The following is a 24,704-nucleotide window of genomic DNA, read 5'->3' on the forward strand; positions in this document are numbered from 1 at the left end:
GTAGTGGATTCCGCCAGTCCCCATGTGGACATAATTGCCGCGGGGACCAGTCCCGAGCCGAAATCCCTTGAATCCCGTTGAGACGCCGATACCGGACTTTGAAAGCTTGAATCGGAAAGGGCCAACTTTGACGCTTTTTCTGAGGTAGAAGCTCATGCTGGAGAAGAGGCTCCTATTCTGCAAAGTGAGATGTTCTCCCGCAATCTTAAGTTACGCGATCCCGTGCATCCTGACGCTGGTGGAGCGCAAGACTGGGTATCTTCAAATTGCCAAGGTAAGGGCGCGCACCAAAGAAGAGGTCTTTAAGGCAATGATGCTGCTGACCCACCGCCATCGCCGATGCTACTTGACGATCACTGCGGACAACGGGTGCGAATTTCATGGCAATCGAGAAATCGAAGAGTAGCTCTCGATGCACTTCTACTTTGCGACCCCGCATCATTCATGGGAACGCGGGACTAACGAAAACACAAACGGCCTCATTCGCCAATGGTGTGAGCGACGATGTAAAGGAACTCGAAGATGAAGTGGTCCCACCAACAGAGCCAAAGAGTTTGGTAGGACCGTATCACCCACAACTGGCTCCGCCACGATGTCCCCTTCTCCCGCGCGGCTCGCTTTCCGCGCATGCGTCCGCCACGACAACGACCGCAGGCACGATCAGGCCCTAAGATACAATTACCCAAGCCATCCTCCCAAATACAATTACGCTGTACCACCCAAATACGCTGGACCACCGCCGCCCGAATCAGCACCACGGCTGTCCCCTTCACCAAGGTTCCTTGCGGTTGCAGGAAGATAACCTAACGAACTCCTAGAATCCACGCCTTACTCCCACTCCCACGAGATGTGCGGAGATGTCGATTTTGCTAAAATCATACTCGCCTGCCCGATAGCGGCTTTTCCCGACTTTGGAGGCATCGCCGAATTGATACTCGTAGCTGACGTCCCAGTTCCATTCACCTTTTTTCCAGCCGAGCCCGAGAGCCAGAGCATGCTCTTGGAGAGAGGCATTGAGAGGTGTGGCCCAGGCATCTTCCACCACTGGTTCTCCATATCTCCAGCCTGCCCGAAGGGACAGGTTTTCCTGCAGCTTCCATTCGGTCCCCACGGCCACCACCCAGGCATTCTTCCAACGGATCGGCACCCGGTCTCTCACGGTGGCACCGATGGCGCCATTGACGACCGCATTGCTTCCATTTGCCAAGGTGACTTCAAGGTCGTCGAAAGCACGCTTCCATCCCATCCAGTCCGCCCAAGCCCCGACTTTCCACCGATCCCCGATTTCCCAAGAGAAGCCACCGCCAGCGACCTGAGGGAGCGCGTGGGAGGTGCGAACATCATAGGTCGCATAGCTAGGGGCGCCGCCCAGTCCCAGAGGGGGCAACTGAGCGCTGAAGTCGACCTCTCCCCGCCCGCTCAGATTCAGATTCATCTGAGGCCGATAGCGAATCCCGAGGGTAAGATCGTCCACGGGTTTCCAGGAGACACCCAATTCGGTCATGGCTTCCCAGCCTTCGGTATCGAAATCCAGATCGACCTTCGCCCCTGCGAGGGCGGGATTGGACTGGAAGATGAATGGGGCATCGAAGTCCACCCGGCTGTAGACCGCGCCCAGACTGGCTCCGATGGAGAAGTTCTCGATCGGCTGCCATGCCAGACCGGCATTGACCCGCCAAGAAGAGAAGCCGCTGTCGTGGGCCATGGAGGAGCCATAGGAAATGCCTCCGATGCCTCCGGCAGCATCGGGGTAGTCCCAATCCATCACACCAATCGCCAAGGGTGCGGCGGACAGTCCCAAGGTCAAGGGGCCTTGCTGGGGTTTCCAGGCCACTGCCCACTCAGGAAATCCTCCGATGACTTCCATGGTGGAGCGGGTCCCACCTTTTCCATACACTCCACGTCCCCAGCCGCCTCGAAGGGAAAGCTCCCATTGATTTTCCGGGATCCATGCCAGAGAGGCTGGGTTGGTCTGCAAAGCCGGAAGGGCATCCTCGGAGGTTCCACCAAAAGCTCCGGCTGAGCCGGCATCTCGAGCACCAAAGCCCGATCGCAATACCCCCTGCGCTTGAAGGACGGAACACGCCCCGATCGCCATCAGTCCAACGATGATTCCCTTGATCCTGTGCACGAACTTCCCTTCGCATCTCGCAGCGCGATTTGTCGAGCCACGGCTGCCCCGATGACCGTCGGGCGGAAGGATTGGGGGAAAACCCTTCCACCTCGACGGTGCATCGGTTCTTGGGTTGCCAAGGGATGCTGGGAATGCCGATTCCGGTGCTCAACTCCCTGAAGATCGCATTTTCCTACCATCTGCAGGGAGCAGCCAGGGAAGATAGCAGCCGGTCCAACCAGAGGGTGAAAACTGGCTGAAATCCGCGTTCCCACCTCAACCAACGCTCCTGTCTCTCGACCGGATGCAGAAAATGTTTGGCCTCGTCCGCAATCCGGGTGAGAGATTTTCCGTCGCCTGATTTCATGACCGATCCCAGCCCGGAGGAACTTCTTGATCGCATTTCGAAGGGCTGTACGGATTCGCTTTCCCAGCTCTACGATGGGTTTAGCGCGGCCCTCTACGGTATCGCCTTGGGAATTCTGAAGAACGAAGCGGAAGCCCAGGAGGTTTTGCAGGAAGCATTCATCGCGCTGTGGGAGAAGGCCGATCGTTACGATCCGGGGCTGGGAAAAGCGTCGTCTTGGATCATCCACCTCACTCGCAATCTGGCAATCGATCGCTTGCGCAAGCGCCAGCGCCAGCATGTCGGTCAGGAGCGGTTTTTGGAGCAGCGCTCCCCTGAACCCGAGGTTGCTGAACCGAGTTCTGCCCTCATTTCCCAAGAGCGCGCTGCCCGGGTGCAAGCAGCCCTGCGCGCATTGAGTCCGGAATACCGGTCGGTTCTCGAACTCGCCTTTTTCCACGGACTCACCCAATCTGAAATCGCTGAACGTCTCCAACTCCCTCTAGGAACGGCAAAATCACGCATCCGCCGGGCCATGGAGCGCGTTCGTTTGCTGATGACCGACTCTTCGACGGACTTTCCATGAACCCCACACGCCCACCCTCGTCTTCACGCGATCTTGCCCAGGAGTTTGCCTGCTTGGTCGGCCTCGACGCGCTCGATGGCGCCGAGGCCTCGGCGATGGAGCACTGTCACGAATGCCCGCTGGGCCTCGCCGCACGAGCGGCCATGGGATACGACGAAACTTTGGCGGAAATGACCGCGGCCAGTTACCCGCCGATCGCTCCGCCCGCGGCACTCAAGGACGCGATTTTCTCGAAGATCTCCCCGAAGGAGACCTCCGCACCGTCCAAGCAGGGTTATTTTTTCCTCGGCGATCAAGAGGGCACCTGGACGGATCTTCCCGGAGGGAAGGTGCGCGTGAAAATCCTCTCTGATCTCGAGGACAGCCCCCATACTCTGGTGCTGCTCGAGGCCGACCCCGGGGGCGTGTTCTTTCCCCATGCTCACAAGGGCATGGAGGAGGTGTTCATGATCAGCGGCGACCTCGAAACCGAGGGGCATCACATGCATGCGGGCGATTATCTGCGCGCTGCCCCGGGAACCCGTCACCATCGGGCCATTTCCCATGGAGGCTGCCGGGCAATCATGGTGACGGCTCGGGAAAACCATCCGCGACGGGCAATCGGTCTGTATGCCGGTTTGGTGCGGTCGTTGCGCTCATTGCGGCGCCGCTGAATGTCGGGCGAGTTCGCCCGTGTCGGGGGCTCTTCTTGCCAGGCGGAGCGATTCGCGCACTGTGGGTTCCGGCCCATGCACTGCCTCCCTGCCCTTCAGTTCGATTGGATTCACGACCTCAGCCTTGGCACTGCGGCGCTGTTGGTGTTTGCCACGCTTGCGGTGTTTGCCTTGCTCCGTGGCTTGCTGAAGATGCTTTGGAATACCCTAGGGCTCTGCCTTGCCGGTTTCGTCGCGTTTTGGATTTGGCAGCACGATCTTCCCCCTCACTCCCTTCCGTGGATTGCGCCCGTGGCAGGCTTTGTCGTCACCTTGCTACTTCTTCGGTTCGCGGTGCGAGGCCTTCTCCCTGCACCTAGCGATTCCGAAAGCTCCGGAACAGGAGGGAAATCGGGGCTCTCGCGGCTCTTCACTCTGCTGTTCAGTCTCATTCCGACCTCCGCTGTTTGCTTCCTCGGCGCGTTGCTGCTTCGGCATGCCGGTTCGCTCGCCGAGATCCAATCATTTGCCCAACCGGACCGTACTTCCGATTCCGCGGCCTTTTTCAGCCAGCTCAAGCAACGCATCGATGAACTCCTCCCTGCCGACTGGTTCCATTCCGTCGATCCTCTCACGACGCAACTTCGGCTCGATCTTGCCAAGCTCATTGTGACCGCTGACGACCCTCCGCCGAAGGCCATTCCCGTTCTCGAAACGGGCGACATTCGGGAGCTGATTCTCGCCGACCCGGAACTCCGCCAGCTCGCCCGTGAGGGACGTTACGCCGAGATTCTCCGTGATCCGCGCCTCGATCGGCTTCTTGAAAACGACAATCTCCGCGAAGTTCTTCGCAACACCGATCTCTAGTCGATCGACCCATCAAAAACCTTGGCGTTTCGCTCCCCATCCCGCTTCACTTCCCCCGCCCCACGGCAATCTTCAATTTTCCCATCGGACATGTCTTTTCTCGTCACCATCGGCCTCGAAGTCCACTGCCAGGTCAAAACGAACACCAAGATGTTCTGTGCCTGTGAAACCTCTTTTGCCGACGAGCCCAATACCCATACTTGCCCCGTTTGCCTGGGCCTTCCCGGCGCCCTTCCCGTGCTGAACCGCCACGCTATTGAGAAGACGCTGCTCGCGGGTCTCCTCCTTGATTGCGGCTCTCCTGAAATTTCCAAGTGGGACCGGAAGAACTACTTCTATCCGGACATGCCCAAGAATTATCAGACCACCCAGATGGATCTGCCCTTGTGCATTGGCGGCGAGGTTCCGGTCTACGATTTCAATTACCCCACCGATGTCAAAAAGGACATCCCCCGTCCCGGGCTGAAGATCCGTCTCAATCGGATTCACCTTGAGGAGGACGTCGCCAAATCCACCCACCTCGGCACCTCGTCGATCATTGATTTCAACCGCGCCGGCACTCCTCTGATGGAGATCGTCACCGAGCCAGACCTTCAATCTTCCGCCGAGGCCTTCGCCTTCCTGCGCTCGCTTCAAATGATCCTCCAGCAGGGGGGCATCTCCGATGCGGACATGGAGAAAGGACAGCTGCGTTGCGACGTCAATATCTCCATCCGCCGGAGGGAAACCGATCCCTACGGCAATCGCATTGAGCTCAAAAACCTCAACTCGATTTCCGCGGTCCGCCGCGCGATCGACTATGAGGTCGAACGCCAGTGGGAAGAACTCCAAGCGGGAATCGAACAGGTCCAGTCGACCCGACGTTGGGACGATGATCGCGGGGAGTCCCAGCTCTTGAGGACCAAGGAAGACGCCCACGATTACCGTTACTTCCCCTGCCCGGATCTGCTGCCGATTCACACCGCACCTCTTCTGGAGAAAGTTCGTCCCCTCCTCAGTGAGCGTCCTCACGAACGGGCCACGCGCTACGAAAACGACTACGAAATCACCGCATACGACGCCTCTGTCCTCGCGGCCGACCTTCCGCTGGCCACGTATTTCGAGGCGGTGGCCGCCAATGGCAAGGTTCCTGGGAAGAAGGCCGCCAACTTCCTCCTGAACGTCCTTCTCGGCCTTCTCAACGAGCGCTCGATTGCCATCTCCGACGCTCCGGTTTCCGGCCCCAAGGTGGGGCAACTTCTGACCTTGGTCGAAGGCGGACAACTCGCCTTGAACCAAGCCAAAGAGGTGCTCCTGGTGCTCCTCGAAAACCCAGACAAGGACCCGGGAGAAGTGGCCCAATCGATGGGCTTCGAACCCGCCGACGCGAGCGAACTCGAAGGCTTCTGCGATCAAGCCATCTCCGCCAATCCTAAGCAGGTGGCGGAAATCCAGGCAGGAAACGAAAAGCTCGTGAACTTCCTCACCGGCCAGGTGATGAAGCTTTCCAAGGGCAAGGCCAATCCCAAGCAGGTGACGGAAATTCTGCAAAAGAAGCTACTCTGAAACCAGCGCCAGGAAGCGCGCCTGACCGCGTTCTCATGAAGGGCGAGCTCAAGCGCTGGAACCTCTCCCCTTTCTCCAACGCCACTTTCTGCCCCTCGTTCAACCGTCAGCATAAGCGATTCACAGTGAATCCTTATTGACTCATCAGGAAATCCCTTCCTGAATGGGATTCCCATGGCCGTTGGCGCACGCCCCCCTCAGCAAGGCTTCAAGACTCTCCATGCGAACGTGCATATCGCGGAGGCTCGGGAGATCCACCGAAACGTCGTACGCGGCAACTACACCATTTCAGGAATCGCGGTCCTGATTGGAATGGCCGCCGTCGTCCTCGACCGAGGTGCCGATTCCACTTTCGATGCCTTTGGCGTCTCTCTCCAGTCCGCCCACATTGGCGTCGCGGTGACAGGACTTGGGTTGGTGATGGCCTTTTGGACGATGAACTCACTTCTCCGAAATATCCGAGATCTGGGTGCCCTTCCAGGCACAGAGAGCGAGTCCCGAAAATCGCGCATGAGCCGCGCCCAAGCGGCCTCGATCGAAAACGAAATTCGCGCGCTCCGGCAATTGATTCAAGATCGGCTCCCCTCCAAAGCCAACCCTCCCACCAGCGAAAAACCCTAGGGAATCCGCATTCCAGCGGCACTCCACCGAAGCTCGCCCACTCCATCATCCACTTAACATCCTCCTCCCCTCCTCCTCCCATGAAATCTTCCTTTCTGCTGTCACTGATCGCTTCTGCGGCCCTCACTCTGGGTGGCCATGCCGAGCTTGAAGACGTCTCTTCACAGTTTTTCGCTGCCGTCCAAAGTGGTGATCCGGAACAACTCACCAAGGTGTTCATGGAGAGTCCGACCCGTGATCAATCCATCGCCGATTTCATCTCCGCCCTTCCGCTAATCGAATCGGGCTCCATTCAGTTGGCCCCCACCCACAAAGAGCTGGTGATCGGAGAGCTCGGTGCCTCTCTGGTCCGCTTCCACTATGGGAAATCTCGCCGCGCCGAATACGAACTCCTGATTTGCGTGAAAACGGCCAACGGATGGCAGGTATTTCCGTGGGGTTCTGATTCTGATCTCGAAGTTCTCTCCAAGCAGCGTTCGCCCGACGAACAAATCCACCTCAAGCTTTTTAAGGAATGGAAAGTTCTGATGACGCAGCAGTTGGAAGAGGACGCGAATTGAGCCTCCTGCACATCACTCTGCCCTGACTCTCACTGGGGCTCAAGGCCCCCCAACGAATCATGGTTGGCTGAAAGCTCCCTTCTGTCGTCCAAGTCTTTTCCGCCCAAGAAAGGAGGCCACCGCCCCTCCTGAACCTCAGACTTGCCGCGGTGGGCCTCCATCGAGAAAACACCAGAGTCGGCATTTCCCTGCCAACTTCTCTCACGGTTTTCCACCTTCTGCGCGCATCCTCTTGAAGCCCACCCTTCTCCACGGCGACTGCCTAAAAGTTCTCCCCTCTCTCGAGGCGGAGTCTCAGGACCTGGTCGTCACCTCGCCGCCCTACAATCTCGGCATCGCCTATCGCTCCTTTGACGACACTGCCAAGCGTGAAGATTTCCTCGACTGGTGCCGGCAGTGGGCCGCCGAACTGAAGAGAGTTCTCCACCCCCAGGGTTCCTTTTTCCTCAATGTCGGAGCCGCCCCTTCCAATCCTCTTTTCCCCCATCAAGTCCTCCTCGCTCTCACGGAGGAGCTGTTCGTCCTTCAGAATACCTTCCACTGGATCAAGTCGATCACTGTCCAAACCCGGTCGGGAGAGTCGATCAGCGCCGGCCATTTCAAGCCGATCAATTCCAAGCGCTACGTCAACGACTGCCACGAGTACGTCTTCCACCTGACGAAGAACGGGAACGTCCCACTCGACCGCCGGGGCGCTGGGGTTCCCTATCAGGACAAGTCGAACATTTCTCGCTGGGGCCACACCGGAGGCCAAGATCTGCGCTGCCGTGGCAATGCTTGGTTCATCCCTTACGAGACCATTCAGTCCCGCGACAAAGAGCGCCCCCATCCCGCGACCTTTCCTGTCGCCTTGGTCGAGCAGTGCATCCGCATCCATGGACAGGGCGAAGACACTCGCCTTCTGGATCCGTTTCTCGGCATCGGCACCTCGGCGGTCGCAGCCCACAGGATGAACCTGAATGCCTTTACCGGCATTGAGCTCGACGAGCACTACCTCGCTGTCGCCCGGGAACGACTCGAAACTCTGATCTGAGTGCCCCAAACACTCGGCGCTTGGCACTTCGCCGTCCGGGGCGTAGCCCGGGGCCGTGTCTGAGCCCGTCCCCGTAGAAGAATTCACCCGCATCGAGTCGATCTTCGTGCGCCACCGCAACGTCCTCGCAGTGCGCGGGCAGATGACCCCCATTTACACGGACTACTATCTGCACCTGATGCAGCATGGTCTGCGGCATCCCGAAGAGCTGGACACGATGCTCAAGGATCTCCTGGCAGGCTTAACGCTCCATCTGGTAGCGCGTCCTTGGGCCGAGACCATCGCCTGGACCGCCAATCTGCGTGCGCCAAGGGTCAATTTTTTCGTCACAGGTGGCTCCATTGGAGAAAACATCACCGGCCGACTTTTCACGGAAGAAATTCGCGAGCCCGATCGGGATCTCTTTTATTCCCAAACGACGACTCAAGGAGGCGGGGAACCCCGCACCTCGACGCTCCAAGTCGATGGTCGGGATCCGCTCCACTGGATCGAACAGTACTACACCCAGTCCGAGCAACGCCCAGCGCGCCTGTTTCGCCTCCCTGACGAAACGTTCGTTCTGGTGGCGGCCCAACCTGACTTCGATGAAGAATGGTTCGAAGCTCTCACACCGGAGATCATCGCAGCTCTGGAATCCACAGAAGAAACCAAGTTGCTTGAGACCCGGCGCTTTCGGTTCCATTGCGGCTGCGACCTGCAAAAAATCCTCCCGATTCTGGGCTCCTGGCGGGATCGGCCCGATGAGCTTTTCGAGGGGGCCGAAGCCATCAGAGTGCAATGCCCCCGTTGCGCTGCCCGCTATACGGTGACGCGCGACATGATGTGAGCGACTTCGCCGAGATGCTTCCGGTTCAACCGATTTCCTGGAAGACGCCTCCTCCGAGCAATCGCCCCCCTTCATAAAAGGCCGCGATCTGGCCCAGCGCCAACGCTCGTTGGGGCTTGTCGAAGTGCAGTTCCACCCGATCACCGTCAATGGGGACCAGCCGACACGGCTCTGGCTTGGCGCGATAGCGTGGCAACACCTCGATCCGCCGAGCAAGGTCGAACGGCTCGTTGAGGGTGGAGAGCGTCCCGATCACACTACGATTCGAGTAAAGACCCGGCGTTGACGCCTCGTCCCACCCGAGAATCAGTCGGTTATTTTCGAGGTCCTTGGCCACGACCACATAGGCCATCCCATCGCGCGGCGAAGCCACTCCATGTCCCTTTCGCTGTCCCAATGTGTAGAGATGGAGTCCGTCGTGCCGACCCAGCTTTTTTCCGGATGCATCCACGATGTCTCCCGGGGAGTCGGGAATGTAGTGACGGATGAAATCCCGCATCTTGATCTCCCCAATGAAACAAATTCCCTGGCTGTCCTTTTTCCCAGCCGTTGGCAAATCGTGACGTCGCGCCACTTCCCTCACCGCAGGCTTCAACAATTCCCCCACGGGAAACCATGCATGCGACGCCTGCCGCTGAGTCATGAGCGAAAGAAAATAACTTTGATCCTTGTTGGGATCCGCCCCCTTTAAGATCGCCGCCTGCCCCGTCGCTAAATCTCGACGGCGGGCGTAGTGACCAGTCGCCACCCGCTCGAATCCTTGCTCCAGGGCATAGTCGAGAAACACCCCGAACTTCATCTCCCGGTTGCACCACACGTCCGGATTGGGGGTCACACCACTGCGGTACCCCTCCACGAGGTAGTCGACGATCCGTGCCTTGTATTGGTCGATGAGATCAATGACTCGAAATTCGATTCCCAGCTTTCGAGCCACGGCCAGGGCGTCGTCCAGATCTCGCTCCCACGGGCAGTCCCCAGGCAAACCCTCGGCATTGATCCAGTTCTTCATGAAGGCTCCGGTCACCTCATGCCCCTGCTCGATCAACAGGGCTGCGGCCGCCGAGCTATCGACGCCGCCAGAGAGTCCCACCAAAACCTTCGCCATGCGCGGGATTTGGAACCGGGCGAGGGAAACTTCAACCCTCAAAAAACCACCTCCGCGACCTCTCCCCCCTGAACTTCGCACTTGGAAGTTGGCACTTGCGAGCTTAGCCCGCCTCCGTGTCCGCCTCCGCCCGCTCTCCGCTGTCTGGCTGCGCGATTCTGATCGCCGCCGTCTGCATGCTCCTTTTTCTCATTGGCTTCTCCATCTGGGTGCCCTTCCGGCAAGCTGCTGCCATGGAGAAATTCACCGCCACCCAAGCGGTGGAATTGCCTGTCGCCGAAGTGACCGACGCCCGCGCCAAGGCCCTCGATGACCGACTCACCGCATTTCAGGAGCAACTCTCCCACTCGGATGCATCGGCGGAACTGGCCTTGGACGCCGAGGATCTCAACCTCGCCGTGGCCCACTATCCGCAACTCGAAGAGTTGCGGGGAACCTTCCACGTCAAAGAAGTGCGGGACACTGACCTTCTGATCGACATTTGCTACCCGCTGAACGGTCGCCCCCGCTTCTCGAAGGATGGCGAAGAGGGCCTGATGACCTCTGATCGGCGCTACCTCATCGGCACCATGCGGGTGACCCCTCTGCTCTCCAAACGCGAACTCTCCCTGCGCGTGGAAGACCTCGAAGTTCCCGGTGCCGAGGTCGACCCGGGCTTTATGGGCCACTTCTCGACACTCCGCATCTTGGAGCGCTACCTCGAACACCCTCAGCTCGGCCCCGCGATGGCGAAACTCACTTCAGCCAAGGTCTCCGCCGGAAAGCTGATCCTCACCCGGACCCCCGGCGCTCCCATTCCTGACGTCGTCAGCGATCAACAGTTCCAGAAAACGGGCTCACGATTCATCGCATTTCTCGCCGGCGCCCTGCTGCTTTTCCTTCTACTGGCAGGAACCGTGCTTTTCATCGGCTACCGGAAACAACTGAGGAAAATCGAAGAACAAGAACGAACGAATGGCGCCTCCAGCGACGTTTGATGGAAGAATCCGGCTGTTCTGACCGAAGAATCCTCCTGAACCACCGTTTCGGCAACCCTATGAAGACCCGTCTCACCCGCGCCGCCCTCCTTTCCCTGGCCATGGCCGCTCCGCTGCATGCCGCAGACGCGACCGCCTCACCGGGAACCACCCCCACCATCGCCACCGCCACTGAGCCTGCTCCGACCCCAGACTCGGCAGCGCAGGAAACTGCCAAGGCGGAACAAGAGCGACTGGCTCTCGAAAACGCACTCGTCGACGAGCGCGTGAAGAAGGAAACCTCGGAAATGCGCGCGGAACTCTCCCGCCTACGCACCGAAAAGGAACTCATCGCCGAGCGGCTGAACCTCGCCGAACTCAAGCGTCAATCCGAATCCCAGGCCGAAATCACCGAGTCCAAGATCCAGGAAGAGCGCCTTTCCCGAGAAGCCTCCATCGCCAAAGCCCGCGCCGAAGCCCTGACCAACGAACTCAAGGCCAGCCAGGCAGAACACAGTTTGGAGCTCGAAAAGCTTCAGAGCGAGATCGCACGCTACCGCGCCAAGGAGGAACGCAGCTCCTACGCGGACGCCCCACCTGAGTACCTCGACCAGCCGCTGCGCGACGATGGTGTCCTTGTCATTTCTGACCGGCGGATTCCGCTCAACGGTGCCATCACCACCGATACGGCCGACTTCGTGACCGACCGCATTCACTATTACAACAACCAGAATTCCACCAAGCCGATCTTCATCGTGATCGATGAAAGCCCCGGTGGATCGGTGATGGCCGGTTATCGCATTCTCAAGGCCATGGAAGCCAGCGATGCCCCAGTTCACGTGGTCGTCAAATCTTTCGCTGCCTCGATGGCCGCCGCCATCACCACCCTGGCCAAGGAATCCTACGCCTACCCGAACTCGGTGATTCTTCACCACCAGATCAGTTCCACCTTGTTTGGCCGCCTCAACCTCACGGAACAGGCCGAACTGCTCAAGGACAGCCAACGCTGGTGGGATCGCTTCGGCACCCCCATCGCCGCCAAAATGGGCATCAGCAAAGAAGAATTCATCAAACGGATGTACCAAGCTTCTTCCAGCGGTGACTGGTCCGAATTCGGCACCGACGCGGCCAACCTGAAGTGGGTGGATCACATCGTCAGTGGCATCGAAGAAACCTCATTCACCCGCTCTCCCGACGCCGCCGATGCGGATTCCAAGAGCAAGAAGACCGCAGGCCTGGGTCTCACCGAAAGTGTCGACGAGGAAGGCCATCCGGTCATGTATCTGCCTCGAATCAACGCCAAAGACGTCTACTTCCTTTACAATCCGGACGGCTACTACCGGATGCGCTGAGAGAAAGGCTGGAAAACCTTCCCAAGTCTCTTGACATCACCGGAATGCCACCCGAATCCCACTTGACCGGGAACGGTCGGCATCCCCATATTCCCTGCCCTCCCGCCGGGTCGAGCCGCGGGGGGGATTTTTTTTGTCATTCACTCTCGGGAAACCCACCAAACCTGGTGAGCGCCCCACCTCACTCTCTGTTTCCAGCACTCTCACTTTCAACATGCTAGCCAAGCTTTTCGCTAATTGGTTTTCGAACGACATCGGCATCGACCTCGGGACGGCGAACACTCTCGTTAACGTCAAAGATCAAGGCATTGTCCTCCGCGAACCTTCCGTCGTCGCGGTCAAAGCAGGCACCAATGAGGTGCTGGCGGTCGGCGACGACGCCAAACGCATGCTCGGGCGCACTCCCGGCAACATCGTGGCGATCCGCCCACTCAAAGATGGTGTCATCGCCGACTTCCAGGTCACCGAAGCCATGCTTCGCCATTTCATCCGCAAGGTGAATCAACGTCACCGCGGCAATACTCGCGTGGTCATCGCGGTCCCCTCCGGCATCACCGAAGTCGAACGCCGTGCCGTGTCGGAATCGGCTGAGCAGGCCGGTGCCAAATGGGTCCACATCGTCGAAGAGCCGATGGCCGCAGCGATCGGCGTCGGACTGCCCGTCATGGAAGCCTCTGGAAACATGATCGTCGATATCGGCGGCGGCACGACCGAAGTCGCTCTCATCTCACTCGGCGGCATTGTTTACGCCCGCTCCGTCAGAACGGCTGGCGACGAACTCGACGAAGCCATCGTTTCCTACATGAAGCGGAACTACAACCTGATGATCGGTGAGCGCACCGCCGAGGACATCAAGATCCGCCTCGGCTCTGCCGCCCCCCTCGCCAAGGAACTCACCATGGACGTCAAAGGCCGCGACCTCGTGGCCGGCTTGCCGAAGACCATCACCATCACCTCTCAGGAAATCCGCGAAGCGATGGCCGATCCACTTGCCACCATCGTCGATGCCGTCCGCACCACCCTGGAACGCTGCCCTCCCGAACTCGCCGCCGACCTCGTCGATCGCGGGATCGTTCTCGCAGGCGGAGGGGCTTTGCTTCGCGGTCTCGACAAGTTATTACGCGAGGAGACCGGCTTGCCCGTTCACATCGCGGAGGATCCCTTGAGCGCCGTGGCCGAAGGCACCGGGAAGATGCTCCAGGAACTCGAAGTCCTGAAGCGCGTCACCCATCCGTCGAACTGACACCCCTCGCGGGTGTCACCTCCCACCTTCCGGCATGCGGCCGCTCAACCTGCTCGCACTGCTTCTGTTCCTCGCCGGGGCAACCTGGGCCCTGACGAGGAGCCCGGGCACCGTGCGTTCGATGCAGGCCACCTACTACCGAGCCATTTCCCCTTTCCTCACCGTAGGCTCGGAGATGGAAGTGAAGGCTCGCGCCTTCCTCGATGAAGTCGACCACTCTGCCAAACTCCAGGCAGAGGTCGACGCCATGCGCGAAGACTTCGGTCGGCTCAAGCTGATCGAATCCCGCTTCCGCACCGTGGAGGCAGAAAATGCCAGCCTCCGCAGGGCGCTTGATTTCAAACAGCGCAACCCTTTCGACGTCGTCGCCGCACGCATCACCCGTCGGCAACCCACCACTTGGTGGCAAACCATGGAGATCGACCGTGGCGACAAATCCGGCATCGCCACCGCTTACACCGTCGTGACGGATGGCGGACTCGTCGGCAAAATCGATCGACTCGGCGAGGACCGATCGACGGTCATTCTCCTCACCGACGAAGCCTGCCAAGTTTCCGCCAAGGTCGAGGGCAGTCCCGAGGTCGGGATCGTCCAGGGCCAACGCGAACAATTCGGCACCACTCCACTCCTTCGCCTTCGCTTCCTTTCCCCCAATGCCCGCCTGCGTGAAGGCATGCGGGTCTTTTCCACCGGCAAAGGCGGGGTCTTCCCGCCAGATGTGCTGCTGGGCGAAATTGTCCGGGTCGAACCCGGTCCGCTTTCCTCCGAGGCCCTCGTGCGGCCATCGGTCGACTTCCAAAACCTTTCCACTGTATTCGTCCTCACCCCCCAAAAGGACCCCTCAGTGGAAGAGGAGAGCGCGCCTGCTGAGGCTCACTCTCCGCGAAAGGACGGTTCGAGATGATCCGCTACCTTTTTTCGATTCTGATCATGGTGTTGTTGGCCGTGATCGCCCAACAATTCCTTCCGGCCCTCACCGCCCTTTCCGGCTGCCGCATCCTACCGGTCGCCCTCGTTTTCCTGTGCGCAGCCGTGACCTTGCCGCCCCCGGCCATGCTGCTCGTCGCCTTTGTCTGTGGTTTCCTGACCGACCTGGAAAACTGGATGGGCCCCCACGGAGGTGATCGCGCCGTGTATGAGGTCCCGGTGGAAACACTGCGCTTCGGTTACTCCATCATCCTCTACGGCATCATGGGCATGTTGATGCAGGGCATCCGTCCCCTGTTCCGACGCGGCAACTGGCAATTCTCTGCACTGCTCGGCGGGATCGCCGTCTTCCTCTACCTCACCACCGAGTACCTGCTCATCAACTTCATTCGCGGCGGCTTCAGCTTCGGGCAAGGCACCCTCATGAAGATCACTTTCAGCTCCGCCCTGACCACCCTTTTCGCTCCGCTCGTCTTTTGGATCCTTTTCGCTCTCGCCGAGCGATTCAACTACACAATCCGGCTCGACACGTCCCGCCGTCGTCCCGGAGAGTGACGAACCTGAAATGAACTTCCTCAATCAAGGCATTCGCGTGCTCCTCCTCACCGTGATGGTGCTGGCTGGCTTCGGTGCGCTTGTCAAACGCCTCTACTATTTTCAGATCACCAAGCAGGAGCACTACCAATCTCTGGTGCCGAGTGACCGTGAAGTCACCGTTCGAGAACCCGGCATCCGCGGGGTGATCCGCGATCGGAATGGGATCGACCTCGCTCGCAACAAACGGAATTTCGTCGTCTTCTTCGACCTTGAAGAAATCCGCCGCTCCTACCTTCAGCAACACGAGCAGGATCCCAAACAACAAAAGCTGACGACCGAGGACGGCATGCCACGGAAGACCGTGGAAACCAACATCGTTCAGATCGTCAACACCTGGATCATTCCAAAACTCAACGAACTCGGACTCGCCAAAAACTACTCAGGTGAAAACCTCCAGAAGCATTACAATACCTACCGCGGACTGGTGCCTTACACCTACAATGCGGGGCTGACCTACGAGCAATTTGCCAAGCTTGCCGAACACAGCCTCGAAGTTCCCGGTGTCTACCTCGACGTCCGCCCTGAACGCGAGTATCCCTACCATGCTCTCGCCTCTCACTTGCTGGGCTATGTTCAGCCTTGGCGAAATGGCGAGGTCCCAGAGTCCGAAAAGCGAAAATTCAACCACTACATCGGCGATGAAAAAGGCTTCGCCGGAGTCGAAGCCACTCTCGACGACATGCTCCGCGGCCCCGCAGGCAGCAAAACTCTGGTGAAGAACGAAAGGGGCAAATTCACCGCCCTCTCCGACTACCGTGCTCCCAAAGAAGGCGCGGCCGTTACCTTGAGCATCGATGCCCGCGCTCAGTTTCTCGTCACCAATACCCTGCGTCGCGCCGGCCGCGCAGCAGGCGTCGTCATGGATGTTCAAACCGGCGAGATTCTCGCCATGGCATCCGTGCCCGACTACGACCCGAATGACTTCATCCCCAGCATCGATACCGACACCTGGAAAGCCTACAACGAGAACCCTTGCCGATCGCTGGTCGATCGCAGCATTTCCGCTTTCGCACCCGGCTCCACGTTCAAGCTCGCCACCTCCCTCACCGGTGCCCTCAACGGCTTGGCTACCCGTTCCTTCTCATGTGATGGCTACGTCACCTATGGTAATTACAAGCCAGCTTGCTGGCTATGGAATCAATCTCATGGCAGCCATGGCCTCCTGACTCTGCCGCAGGCGATCCAGAAATCCTGCAATCCTTACTTCTACAAGCTGGGCAACACCCTCGGCGAAGAACGCATGGTCGCGGGTTTCACCATGCTCGGGTTCGGGCGTCCGACTGGAGTCCGGCTTCCCAACGAAAGCCCTGGCAACCTTCCCGGTTCCAAAGCATGGAAGCGTTTCACCCACAAAAATGGCCTGACTCCCGGCGATATCGCCCAGCTCGCCATCGGTCAGGGAGACTCACTGGCCACCCCCTTGCAACTTTGCACCATGGTCTCCGCTATCGCCAATGGTGGCCGCTACTATCGCCCGCGCTTGGTCAAGAAAGTCGTCGCCATTGATGGCCAGGTCCTGATCGATGACCAGCCCGAGCTACGCTTCGACCTCATTCAGGAAGGCGTCGATCCTTCTCAGCTCGAACTCATCCGCAAGGGCATGTGGATGGCCGTGAACGAAGCCGGTGGCACGGCCGGACGCGCCAAAATTCCCGGCGTGGAAATCGCCGGAAAAACTGGCACGGCCCAGACAGCTGACGACGGCCGCCGTTCCCACAACTCGTGGACTGTCGCATTCGGTCCCTTCGAGAATCCAAAATACGCCGTCGCCGTCGTCGTCCAAAATGGCAAGTCCGGTGGCAAAGTTTGCGGACCTCTCGTCCACCTTATTTTCCGCGGCCTTCTCGCTCGTGATGAAGGCATGCAACTCCCTCTCGCCGCCCTCGATCCCGTCGAAGGCAATCGTGATCCCATCGAGGAAATTCCACTCCCCGAGGATGTCATGGCTGCCATCGATGTGTCCGATGTCGGAGAAACTGCCGATGACGTCGATGAACCCATCGAAGTCCGGCCCACCGTGACTCTGCCCAACCAAGCCGTCATTCCGGATCCCATCATCACCCCGGAGGTGGACGAAGAAGGATCCGTCGTTCCTGAAAACCCCCAATCGAACGACCCGTGACCGGCTTGCATTTTACCCAGCATCCATGATCCAACGTATCAAACGCATTTTCGGAATCGGAAAACCTAGCCCGAAAGAAGGAAATACCCTCATCATCAACGTCGAACGTCTCGAGCGCCGTGTCGCCCTCCTGGAAAACGGCCTGCTTGAGGAATACACCGTCGAACGGGAAGGAGACCAAAATATCGTCGGCGGCATCTTCAAAGGCCGCGTCCGAAATATCGAACCCGGCCTCAAGGCCATGTTCGTAGACATTGGCCTCGAGAAGAACGCCTTCCTTCACTTCTGGGACGCCATCCCTGCGGCCCTCGACTCCGGTCTGGAGGAAATCGAACGCGGTGACCGCCCGAAAAAGAAAAAGCAAAAGGTCACCTCCAAAGACATCCCCACCATCTATCCGGTGGGTTCGGAGATCATGATCCAGGTCTCCAAGGGCCCTATCGGCACCAAAGGCCCCCGCGTCACCACCAACATCTCACTGGCCGGGCGCTATCTCGTGCTCATGCCCTACACCGAGCAATTCGGCATCTCCCGTAAGATCGATGATCCCAAAGAGCGCACTCGCCTCCGCAAGATCATGCAACGCCTTTCGGTTCCCGATGGCATGGGTATCATCATGCGCACCGTGGCCCAAGGCACCCGTGCCCGTCACTTTGTGCGCGACCTCGCCATGCTCCTCGAACAATGGCAAGAGGTGGAACTCAAACGCGATTCATCACCCGCTCCGGTCTGTGTCTTCCAAGAACCCGGCCTGATCGAGAAGACTGCCCGCGATTTCCTCACCGATGAAATCGATCAGGTGATCTGCGACTCCCCGGAAACCACCGAGCTGGTTCGTGAAGTCGCCGGCAAAATCTCCCGTCGTGCCAAACGCCGGATCCACCATTTGCAGACCCAGGGTCCGATCTTCGAAAGCCTCAACCTGCAAAAGCAGATCGATGAAGCTTTCTCCCGCCAAGTATGGCTCAAATGTGGCGGCTACATCGTCATCGACGAAACGGAGGCCCTCATCTCCATCGACGTCAACACCGGGCGCAATCGCGGCGCCAAGGACGTCGAAAAAATGATCCTGCAAACGAACATCGAAGCCGCCGAAGAGGTCGCGCGCCAACTCCGCCTTCGAAACATCGGCGGCCTGGTGGTGGTCGACTTCATCGACATGCGCCACCGCAAGGACCAACAAGCGGTCTACAAGGCGATGAAGGACCGACTTCGGAAGGACAAGGCAAAGACCCAAGTCCTGCAGATTTCCTCGATCGGCCTCATGGAAATGACCCGGCAGCGCCTCAATGAATCGCTGCGCGACACCATGTTCGAACCTTGCCCCTACTGTCAGGGCCGCGGTCGGGTGAAAACTCCGATGACCATGAGCGTCGAAATTCAGCGCCGCTTGGTCTCCGTGATCAACAAGCGCCGGGAACAGGGCGGAGACATCGTGGTCGTCGTCAACTCGGACGTCCTCAACCGCTTCAAGAAAGAAGACAGCAAACTGCTCGTCGACCTGGAACGCCAGCACTCCGGTCGCCTCATCTTCCGCTCCGATCCATCATTGCACCGCGAGCGATTTGCCATCATCGACGCCAAAACCGAAAAGACGATCGAGTCCGTCTAACGAGATCATCTCGCTTCCCTATTTTAGGCCCCGCCCGGAGTTCCCTAAGAGCATCGGTTCGGGGCCTCTTTCGTTCGAGAAATTCTCGCCCATTCTCGTCACCCGAAGACTCACTGAAACCGGTGACGGAACTCTATCTGAGATTCCCATTGGGCTTTCTCAAGCCTCCCTCTCCTCCTCCATCGAGCGGGAAAAGGGCGGCTCAACTGAGACGCTTTCCGCAACCACCAGAGTACCCTTATCGCTTCCCTAAACCTCAAAGTTTGGACAGATCGAACTCAAGACCTGTGCCTGCCTCCGAAGCATCGACGCGGCACTGCATTTCTGACGCCCGAACCTAAAGTCTCTTGGACATCCCCCTGATGTCGGAAGCTTTTCGCTTCTCGAGAGTCTTTCCGCGCATTGCTGACTGATCTACCGTCAGCCCCTTTCCGGTCCCGCATCGTGAAACGATTCCTTCCGTCTCTTTGCTTGCTGGTGACGCTCGGAGCTCCAAGCAAAGCCGAGCTTCTTACGGTCGATCTGGCGCATGAGACAGCCATCAGTCCGATGTTGATGGGCGCTTTCTTCGAAGACCTCAGCTACTCAGCCGACGGCGGCCTCTATGCCGAACTGATCGAAAATCGCTCCTTCGATCTTTCACCTGCGGATTATCCGGGCTGGGGGCCGCTTTCGTTCTGGCAACTTGAAACCCGTGGAGGAGGAGAGGGTCAGCTGATCAGCGAGAGTGCCGATCCGATCCACCCAAACAATCCCCACTATTTGGTCCTTGGGGTAAAAAACGCCGGCGACGGAGTGGGGGTCGTCAACCATGGTTTCGGCGGCATTCCGATCCAGCAGGGAGAAACCTATGACTTCTCCGTGTTCGCCCGACAGGTGGCCTACCCGGGAGTCGAATTGAGCGCTCGATTGGAAAGCCGAGATGGGACCGAAGAACTCGCCAGTGCACGCCTCTCGACCATCGACTCGGCCTGGGAGAAGTATGCGATGCCATTGCCCCCCAAAAAATCGGTCGACGATGCGAGACTGGTCCTTCTCGCCCACGGAAAAGGACGCATCGCCCTCGACATGGTCTCTCTATTTCCTCGGAAGACCTTCCAAGGACGAACGAATGGACTGCGGGCAGATCTTGCTGAAACCATCGCAGCCATCCAGCCCCGCTTTGTTCGATTTCCTGGAGGTTGCTTGGTCCACGGAGATGGGATCGACAATTTCTATCACTGGAAAAACAGCATCGGCCCAGTGGAACATCGCAAGGGCCAGCGCAACATTTGGGGCTATCACCAAAGCCTCGGGCTCGGGTACTTCGAGTATTTTCAATTCTGCGAGGACATCGGTGCTGAACCCCTACCGGTGGTTCCAGCCGGGGTCAGTTGCCAGAATGCAGGAGCGAGCGTGACCGGCCGTTACGGCGAAGGTCAGCAAGGAGTTGCCCTTCGCGAAATGCCTGCATTCATCCAAGATATCCTCGATCTTGTCGAATGGGCGAATGGCCCTGCCGATATCCAAGCGCGCCGCCGCAGGGCATCCAGCCCCATTTGGACTCAAGTATTTGGGAGTGGGGAACGAGGACGCCATCACCGACGCCTTCGAGGAGCGTTTTGAAATGATCGTTCAGGCGCTGCAGGTGAAACATCCCGAAATCACCCTCGTCGGAACCGCCGGCCCCCTTCCCGCAGGAGAAGATTACCAGAAGGGCTGGAACATCGTGAATCGATTGAAAGTCCCCATGATCGACGAGCATTGCTACATGCCACCGGACTGGTTCTGGGAGAATCTCGGCCGTTGGGATCACGACGACCGCAACGGGGCAAAAGTGTACCTGGGTGAGTGGGCGGCCCACGATCAAGGACGACGTTCCACGTTGCGTGCAGCTCTCTCCGAAGCCGCTTACTTCACCAGCATGGAGCGAAACGGAGATGTGGTGGTGATGGCTTCCTACGCCCCACTTCTGGCGCGAACGCAAAACACCCACTGGTCGCCCGACCTTGTCTACTTCAACAACACCCAAGTGCTCCCGACCCTCAGCTACCAAGTCCAAAAGCTTCTCGGAAATGCGAGCGGAGATCGATACTTGGCAACGAACTGGCCCAGAACCCTTGGCCGTTTCTCGGCTTCGACCGTAAAAAACAGTCGATCAGGCGAGATCTTCGTCAAGCTGGTCCATGGCGACCAGCGCCCAATAACCATCGACATCGACATCCAAGGGATTCCAGCCGGGACAACCATCACCCAAGTCGACAAAACGGAACTCAGCGGACCCGATCTTGACCACGTGAATACCGGCGTCGCTGGAACTCCTGATGAAATCTTGCCCGTCGTTGAAACTCTTCAGATGACCCCACCGTTCCAACTGGAACTTGCCCCCTACTCCTTTACGGTGCTTCGGCTATTGACGGCGCAAAACTGAAATCCCCCAACGATGCGCCGTCGTGGGATTCAAAAATCCAGGGCGATGACCCCAGATGGATGCTCTCAGATCAGCATTGGCCGCCTAGTCCTCCAGCTCTCCATTTGCCATCAGGTTCATAACCTGCGCCTGCGTCAGCGCACTTCCGAAGACAAAAAGTTCGTCGATCGACCCACGAAACCCGCGATCCGGCTCAGGTGAGGGTGAGGAACCGATCAGCAATGGCAATCCATCAGAAGAGGTCATTGGAGTATCGAACAGACCCAAGCGATAGAGCGACCGCTCGGGATCGATGGGATCGAGCTGACCATCCACATACAGCTCCACGGGAGGGTGATCTTCGGAGATCCGCCCCCCGTGATAGACGGCCGCCACGTGATGCCACTGCCCTTCTGTGAGAGGCAGGGAACCGGTGAGCAGCAGTCCATCAAAGGAAAGCCGAAGCTGAGGAGCTTCCTCGGGAGTTTTGCGAAAAACGAGAAGCTCACATTTCCCGACCCCCACATCTGCGTCCTCGCCTCCTCGAAATCGCCCCCAGCCGACAATCGGTTGAAAACGACGAAACTCCGGAGCTTCATCCAGTCGAATCCAGGCGCAGAGAGTTCGCGGTAGATCTCCCGAGATTCCCCTCCAGTTTGAAGTGATCGCTTCACCCTCTCCGTCAAAATGAACTGCAGTTCCGATTTTTCCTCGATCCAGTTCGGCTCCCATCGACGGCCATCTCGCTTCGAGCGATTCGCTTTCCGGAAGGCATCCCTCCACTTCAAGTCGCTCGCCTTCGATCCTGTCGAAACTCAGGCGAAAATGAGGAAGCTCCGTCGGTAAAGATTGGAAAAACCGCCCATCATCAGCCTCACCCAGTGTCCATGAACCCACCGTAGAAAGGGTTGCCGATTGTCCTTTCTCGAGCACCATCCCGTCGCGTCGCCCCTCCAAGGCACGAACTTGAACCTTTCCACGAAAAACGTGTACTTCGGGGGACATGCCATCCTGGACCTCCATCCCGAATTCGGTTCCGAGGTCAACCAAGCGAATGCGTTTGGATTCGATGGTGAATCCTCTGGCCGCTGCCGGCACCTGACAAAAAACCGATCCTTTTTCGAGCGAGAGGCATCCGGCATCGACGAATTCGGCTTCTGCCGGACCTTTCAGAAGAACCATCACCCCATTCTTCAAGTCGAGTCGCATGGCCCCCGCATCGATCACGATTCGGTCGCGTGGCTGCAGGCTCTCGCTTTGATTTGGAGACACTGCGTGTGTCCGCGCCAGATGATAGATGGTTCCCGGAGAGACGGCGATCCGGTTTTCCGGAGCAGTCGTGAGAACATGCCGAAGCAACACCGCCGATAGGAGGAGGATCGCGGCTGCGCTGATGAACGCTGCCTTGACCGCCTTACGCCGCTGACGCGCCAACATTTCCGCTCCAGGCAGCCGACTCCGACCTACCGAATACGCACTCACGGAGGCTTCCGCGTGCAGCCGGATCAAATCGTGGGTGCGGAAGCTATGGCGGAAAATCCGACGAAACTCCGCGGATTCCAACAAGGCCTCCTCCAAGGCTCGCCATTCCCCCTCGTCGAGATCGCCGTCGATCGCACGCTGGACCCACTTTTCAAACTCACCGAGTTTCATGCAGGGGAGGCAGGGTTGAGTTTTTGCTCAATGCAGCGTCTCAGGGCGATTCGCAAACGATGGATCCGCGCCCGAAGTCCCGACGCCGTCAGAGCCGAGGCATCCGCCGCCTCGGCGATCGCCCCGTACTTCCGATAGCGACTGAGAAGCAACTCACGATGGTCGTCATCGAGATTCTTCAAACACTGGCTCAATGCCCCCATCCGTTGTTGACGGTCATCGGGTTCGTTTTCGTGCTCCTCTGCCAGAGTTTCGACCAACTCAAGACTGAACACGAACTGCCTCTCCCGCTTGAGCTTCCGAAGGTGATTCATCATCACATTGCGGGCGAAACGGAATGCCCATGCCTTGAAATGCGTTCCGGGAGTGAACTTGGAACGCTTCTCCAACAGCAGCATGTTCACCTCCTGCAGAACATCCTCCGTCCCCGCATAATAGGGCGCCAAATGGTGAATAAACACCCGCAGCTCCGACTGCAGCGCGATCAATTGCATCGTGTAGGAGTTCATGGAGTCAGCGTCGGACATTTCGCGAGACTCAGGATCAGGAACCATGGGCATACCAAGCTATTTGGCAGGAGGCCAGACGTTGCCGAAAAAATCCCTCCACGCCTCAAAAATCGATCACGGAGCAGAAATCAGAAATTTTTTCTGCAACGTCTTCCGGCCACCCAAATCCCTGAATGGGAGACCGGATCGCCAGCCCTTGCGATTTCGATTCCCTGTGCCTTCGAAAAACCCATTGAACCCAAGTCCCAAACTCAGAAAACCCATGAAGATCGCTTCCTTCCACCACCTCATTCCCACTCTATCAGCCCTCGTATTTCCAGCGAGTGCCGCCCTCACGGTCTCCCAGGGCGATTTCGAATCGGGCGGTTTGAATTTTGCCATTTCCGGCGCACCCGACTTCATCACCTCGGACCTCGTGGCAAGCTCAGGCCAAGGTTGGTACACTTCCGCCAATGTCGACAAAACTTTCCAGATCACTTCGGGAGGGTCAGGCGGCTCGGGCAACTATGCGGCGGTGACCTCGGGGGGCACCGGCACCATCGGGAATCACCGCGGCATCGTCTACGTCTTGGAAGACGGCCAAAGCACAACGGGAGAAGTCACCGCCACCATCGATCTTCTGATGCTTCCCCAAGGCGGCAATGAAAACTTCCTGATCAAAGTATTCGGCGTGACCGACTCAGACGCCGGCACCCCCGGAGTGCAGTGGGATGGGTTGATCGATCTCACCGGTCCGCTCGGAAACTTCGATGCCCTCAACCTCCGCAACCTCGACGGCAGCTCCACCATCACACCAGGATATACCGGTTCCTCATTGACCACCCTGGCCAGCTACGATGCCGCCAGTCTCGGGGCCGTGGCCGGAACAAGCTGGAACTCGGGGCTGAGCTTTTCCTTCGACCTTGGCGCATCAGGCTACGATCAAGTGATCATCGGCTTTGCCATCCACGACTCCCCTATCGCAGGCACCCTGAGCGGCATCGACAACCTCACCATCGTTCCCGAGCCATCAGCGACCTTCCTGATGCTCACCTCCGCCACCGGGCTTCTCGTCCGCCGTCGCCGCTGAAGCCACTGGCTTCGACGGCTCTACCCACCACGGACCCCTGC

General features: G+C 58.6%; 21 protein-coding genes and 3 pseudogenes. 19 read left to right on the plus strand and 5 right to left on the minus strand.

Translation table 11 applies throughout. From position 1 onward, the window contains the following. Window positions 1-9: 9 nt before the first annotated feature. Window positions 10-156, minus strand: a pseudogene (locus HNR46_RS21335) (DUF4236 domain-containing protein); the annotation flags it as partial. Between the two features lie 64 nt (window positions 157-220). On the opposite strand from HNR46_RS21335, the pseudogene HNR46_RS21490 reads away from it, so the two are divergent. Then, window positions 221-493 (plus strand): annotated as a pseudogene (locus tag HNR46_RS21490) (IS30 family transposase); the annotation flags it as partial. Window positions 494-814: 321 nt separating this feature from the next. Here HNR46_RS21490 and HNR46_RS04420 read toward each other — a convergent pair. Then, window positions 815-2,131 carry an outer membrane protein transport protein gene (locus tag HNR46_RS04420; protein WP_184016177.1) on the minus strand — a complete coding sequence of 439 codons (1,317 nt, stop codon included), beginning with the start codon at window positions 2,129-2,131 and terminating at the stop codon, window positions 815-817. Between the two features lie 347 nt (window positions 2,132-2,478). Here HNR46_RS04420 and HNR46_RS04425 point away from each other — a divergent pair, with 347 nt between their 5' ends. The 8 genes from HNR46_RS04425 (at window position 2,479) to HNR46_RS04460 (ending at window position 9,129) form a co-directional block, all read left to right on the plus strand. Continuing rightward, window positions 2,479-3,045 carry an RNA polymerase sigma factor gene (locus tag HNR46_RS04425; protein ID WP_184016179.1) on the plus strand — a complete coding sequence of 189 codons (567 nt, stop codon included), beginning with the start codon at window positions 2,479-2,481 and terminating at the stop codon, window positions 3,043-3,045. Next, complete coding sequence (locus tag HNR46_RS04430; RefSeq protein ID WP_184016181.1) at window positions 3,042-3,698, plus strand: cupin domain-containing protein; 657 nt, start codon at window positions 3,042-3,044, stop codon at window positions 3,696-3,698. Before HNR46_RS04425 ends, HNR46_RS04430 begins: the two co-directional genes overlap by 4 nt. 75 nt (window positions 3,699-3,773) lie before the next feature. Beyond that, window positions 3,774-4,544 carry a hypothetical protein gene (locus HNR46_RS04435; protein ID WP_184016183.1) on the plus strand — a complete coding sequence of 257 codons (771 nt, stop codon included), beginning with the start codon at window positions 3,774-3,776 and terminating at the stop codon, window positions 4,542-4,544. Between the two features lie 90 nt (window positions 4,545-4,634). Then, on the plus strand, window positions 4,635-6,089 hold the full coding sequence (gatB, locus tag HNR46_RS04440) for an Asp-tRNA(Asn)/Glu-tRNA(Gln) amidotransferase subunit GatB (RefSeq protein WP_184016185.1): 1,455 nt from the start codon (window positions 4,635-4,637) through the stop codon (window positions 6,087-6,089). A gap of 174 nt (window positions 6,090-6,263) precedes the next feature. Continuing rightward, window positions 6,264-6,710, plus strand: a complete 447-nt coding sequence (locus tag HNR46_RS04445) for a hypothetical protein (protein ID WP_184016187.1) — start codon at window positions 6,264-6,266, stop codon at window positions 6,708-6,710. Window positions 6,711-6,790: 80 nt separating this feature from the next. Beyond that, on the plus strand, window positions 6,791-7,270 hold the full coding sequence (locus tag HNR46_RS04450) for a hypothetical protein (RefSeq protein WP_184016190.1): 480 nt from the start codon (window positions 6,791-6,793) through the stop codon (window positions 7,268-7,270). Window positions 7,271-7,502: 232 nt separating this feature from the next. Further along, window positions 7,503-8,303: a DNA-methyltransferase gene (locus HNR46_RS04455; protein WP_184016192.1), complete on the plus strand. Its 801-nt coding sequence runs from the start codon at window positions 7,503-7,505 to the stop codon at window positions 8,301-8,303. 55 nt (window positions 8,304-8,358) lie between these two features. Beyond that, the gene (locus HNR46_RS04460; RefSeq protein ID WP_343076013.1) at window positions 8,359-9,129 is read left to right on the plus strand and encodes an Hsp33 family molecular chaperone HslO; all 771 of its coding nucleotides are present in this window, start codon (window positions 8,359-8,361) and stop codon (window positions 9,127-9,129) included. 25 nt (window positions 9,130-9,154) lie between these two features. Here HNR46_RS04460 and mnmA read toward each other — a convergent pair whose 3' ends face one another. Beyond that, window positions 9,155-10,234, minus strand: coding sequence for a tRNA 2-thiouridine(34) synthase MnmA (mnmA, locus tag HNR46_RS04465; RefSeq protein ID WP_184016194.1), 1,080 nt, complete (start codon window positions 10,232-10,234; stop codon window positions 9,155-9,157). Window positions 10,235-10,350: 116 nt separating this feature from the next. Between mnmA and HNR46_RS04470 the strand changes: the two genes are divergently transcribed. The 9 genes and pseudogenes from HNR46_RS04470 to HNR46_RS04510 all read left to right on the plus strand — a co-directional run bounded on the left by HNR46_RS04470 (window position 10,351) and on the right by HNR46_RS04510 (window position 21,453). Then, window positions 10,351-11,211 carry a hypothetical protein gene (locus HNR46_RS04470; protein WP_184016196.1) on the plus strand — a complete coding sequence of 287 codons (861 nt, stop codon included), beginning with the start codon at window positions 10,351-10,353 and terminating at the stop codon, window positions 11,209-11,211. Between the two features lie 59 nt (window positions 11,212-11,270). Further along, the gene (locus tag HNR46_RS04475) at window positions 11,271-12,542 is read left to right on the plus strand and encodes an ATP-dependent Clp protease proteolytic subunit (protein ID WP_184016198.1); all 1,272 of its coding nucleotides are present in this window, start codon (window positions 11,271-11,273) and stop codon (window positions 12,540-12,542) included. Window positions 12,543-12,756: 214 nt separating this feature from the next. After that, a complete protein-coding gene (locus HNR46_RS04480) occupies window positions 12,757-13,785 on the plus strand; it encodes a rod shape-determining protein (RefSeq protein ID WP_184016200.1) in 1,029 nt (342 codons plus the stop codon). Between the two features lie 34 nt (window positions 13,786-13,819). After that, window positions 13,820-14,689, plus strand: coding sequence for a rod shape-determining protein MreC (gene mreC, locus HNR46_RS04485; RefSeq protein WP_184016202.1), 870 nt, complete (start codon window positions 13,820-13,822; stop codon window positions 14,687-14,689). Beyond that, window positions 14,686-15,267, plus strand: a complete 582-nt coding sequence (locus tag HNR46_RS04490; protein WP_184016204.1) for a hypothetical protein — start codon at window positions 14,686-14,688, stop codon at window positions 15,265-15,267. The genes mreC and HNR46_RS04490 overlap by 4 nt, the downstream gene beginning before the upstream one ends. A gap of 10 nt (window positions 15,268-15,277) precedes the next feature. Further along, window positions 15,278-17,431 (plus strand): peptidoglycan D,D-transpeptidase FtsI family protein, encoded by a 2,154-nt coding sequence (locus HNR46_RS04495; protein ID WP_184016206.1) that lies wholly within the window; start codon window positions 15,278-15,280, stop codon window positions 17,429-17,431. 25 nt (window positions 17,432-17,456) lie between these two features. Then, entirely contained in the window at window positions 17,457-19,043 is a 1,587-nt protein-coding gene (locus HNR46_RS04500; protein ID WP_184016208.1) for an Rne/Rng family ribonuclease, read from the plus strand. 1,068 nt (window positions 19,044-20,111) lie between these two features. Beyond that, window positions 20,112-20,787 (plus strand): annotated as a pseudogene (locus HNR46_RS21620) (alpha-L-arabinofuranosidase C-terminal domain-containing protein); the annotation flags it as partial. A 6-nt stretch (window positions 20,788-20,793) separates the two neighbouring features. After that, window positions 20,794-21,453 (plus strand): alpha-L-arabinofuranosidase C-terminal domain-containing protein, encoded by a 660-nt coding sequence (locus HNR46_RS04510; RefSeq protein WP_246417941.1) that lies wholly within the window; start codon window positions 20,794-20,796, stop codon window positions 21,451-21,453. Between the two features lie 84 nt (window positions 21,454-21,537). On the opposite strand, the gene HNR46_RS04515 is transcribed toward HNR46_RS04510, so the two are convergent. Both HNR46_RS04515 and HNR46_RS04520 read right to left on the minus strand, forming a co-directional pair. Beyond that, complete coding sequence (locus tag HNR46_RS04515; RefSeq protein ID WP_184016214.1) at window positions 21,538-23,085, minus strand: LamG-like jellyroll fold domain-containing protein; 1,548 nt, start codon at window positions 23,083-23,085, stop codon at window positions 21,538-21,540. After that, entirely contained in the window at window positions 23,082-23,612 is a 531-nt protein-coding gene (locus HNR46_RS04520; RefSeq protein WP_184016216.1) for a sigma-70 family RNA polymerase sigma factor, read from the minus strand. The genes HNR46_RS04515 and HNR46_RS04520 overlap by 4 nt, the downstream gene beginning before the upstream one ends. A 244-nt stretch (window positions 23,613-23,856) precedes the next feature. On the opposite strand from HNR46_RS04520, the gene HNR46_RS04525 reads away from it, so the two are divergent. After that, the gene (locus HNR46_RS04525) at window positions 23,857-24,663 is read left to right on the plus strand and encodes a PEP-CTERM sorting domain-containing protein (RefSeq protein ID WP_184016218.1); all 807 of its coding nucleotides are present in this window, start codon (window positions 23,857-23,859) and stop codon (window positions 24,661-24,663) included. Window positions 24,664-24,704: the final 41 nt, after the last annotated feature.

Origin of the sequence: Haloferula luteola (genome assembly GCF_014201715.1) — a bacterium.
GTDB lineage: Bacteria > Verrucomicrobiota > Verrucomicrobiia > Verrucomicrobiales > Akkermansiaceae > Haloferula > Haloferula luteola.

What these genes read in the sequence shown, in the direction of transcription:
- HNR46_RS04500 (WP_184016208.1), top strand. Translation starts at nt 17,457, where the DNA reads ATGATCCAACGTATCAAACGCATTTTCGGAATCGGAAAACCTAGCCCG.
- HNR46_RS04490 (WP_184016204.1), top strand. Translation starts at nt 14,686, where the DNA reads ATGATCCGCTACCTTTTTTCGATTCTGATCATGGTGTTGTTGGCCGTG.
- HNR46_RS04430 (WP_184016181.1), top strand. Translation starts at nt 3,042, where the DNA reads ATGAACCCCACACGCCCACCCTCGTCTTCACGCGATCTTGCCCAGGAG.
- mreC (WP_184016202.1), top strand. Translation starts at nt 13,820, where the DNA reads ATGCGGCCGCTCAACCTGCTCGCACTGCTTCTGTTCCTCGCCGGGGCA.
- HNR46_RS04480 (WP_184016200.1), top strand. Translation starts at nt 12,757, where the DNA reads ATGCTAGCCAAGCTTTTCGCTAATTGGTTTTCGAACGACATCGGCATC.
- mnmA (WP_184016194.1), bottom strand. Translation starts at nt 10,234, where the DNA reads ATGGCGAAGGTTTTGGTGGGACTCTCTGGCGGCGTCGATAGCTCGGCG.
- gatB (WP_184016185.1), top strand. Translation starts at nt 4,635, where the DNA reads ATGTCTTTTCTCGTCACCATCGGCCTCGAAGTCCACTGCCAGGTCAAA.
- HNR46_RS04450 (WP_184016190.1), top strand. Translation starts at nt 6,791, where the DNA reads ATGAAATCTTCCTTTCTGCTGTCACTGATCGCTTCTGCGGCCCTCACT.
- HNR46_RS04475 (WP_184016198.1), top strand. Translation starts at nt 11,271, where the DNA reads ATGAAGACCCGTCTCACCCGCGCCGCCCTCCTTTCCCTGGCCATGGCC.
- HNR46_RS04525 (WP_184016218.1), top strand. Translation starts at nt 23,857, where the DNA reads ATGAAGATCGCTTCCTTCCACCACCTCATTCCCACTCTATCAGCCCTC.
- HNR46_RS04435 (WP_184016183.1), top strand. Translation starts at nt 3,774, where the DNA reads ATGCACTGCCTCCCTGCCCTTCAGTTCGATTGGATTCACGACCTCAGC.
- HNR46_RS04520 (WP_184016216.1), bottom strand. Translation starts at nt 23,612, where the DNA reads ATGTCCGACGCTGACTCCATGAACTCCTACACGATGCAATTGATCGCG.
- HNR46_RS04495 (WP_184016206.1), top strand. Translation starts at nt 15,278, where the DNA reads ATGAACTTCCTCAATCAAGGCATTCGCGTGCTCCTCCTCACCGTGATG.
- HNR46_RS04425 (WP_184016179.1), top strand. Translation starts at nt 2,479, where the DNA reads ATGACCGATCCCAGCCCGGAGGAACTTCTTGATCGCATTTCGAAGGGC.
- HNR46_RS04515 (WP_184016214.1), bottom strand. Translation starts at nt 23,085, where the DNA reads ATGAAACTCGGTGAGTTTGAAAAGTGGGTCCAGCGTGCGATCGACGGC.
- HNR46_RS04510 (WP_246417941.1), top strand. Translation starts at nt 20,794, where the DNA reads ATGCCACCGGACTGGTTCTGGGAGAATCTCGGCCGTTGGGATCACGAC.
- HNR46_RS04445 (WP_184016187.1), top strand. Translation starts at nt 6,264, where the DNA reads ATGGCCGTTGGCGCACGCCCCCCTCAGCAAGGCTTCAAGACTCTCCAT.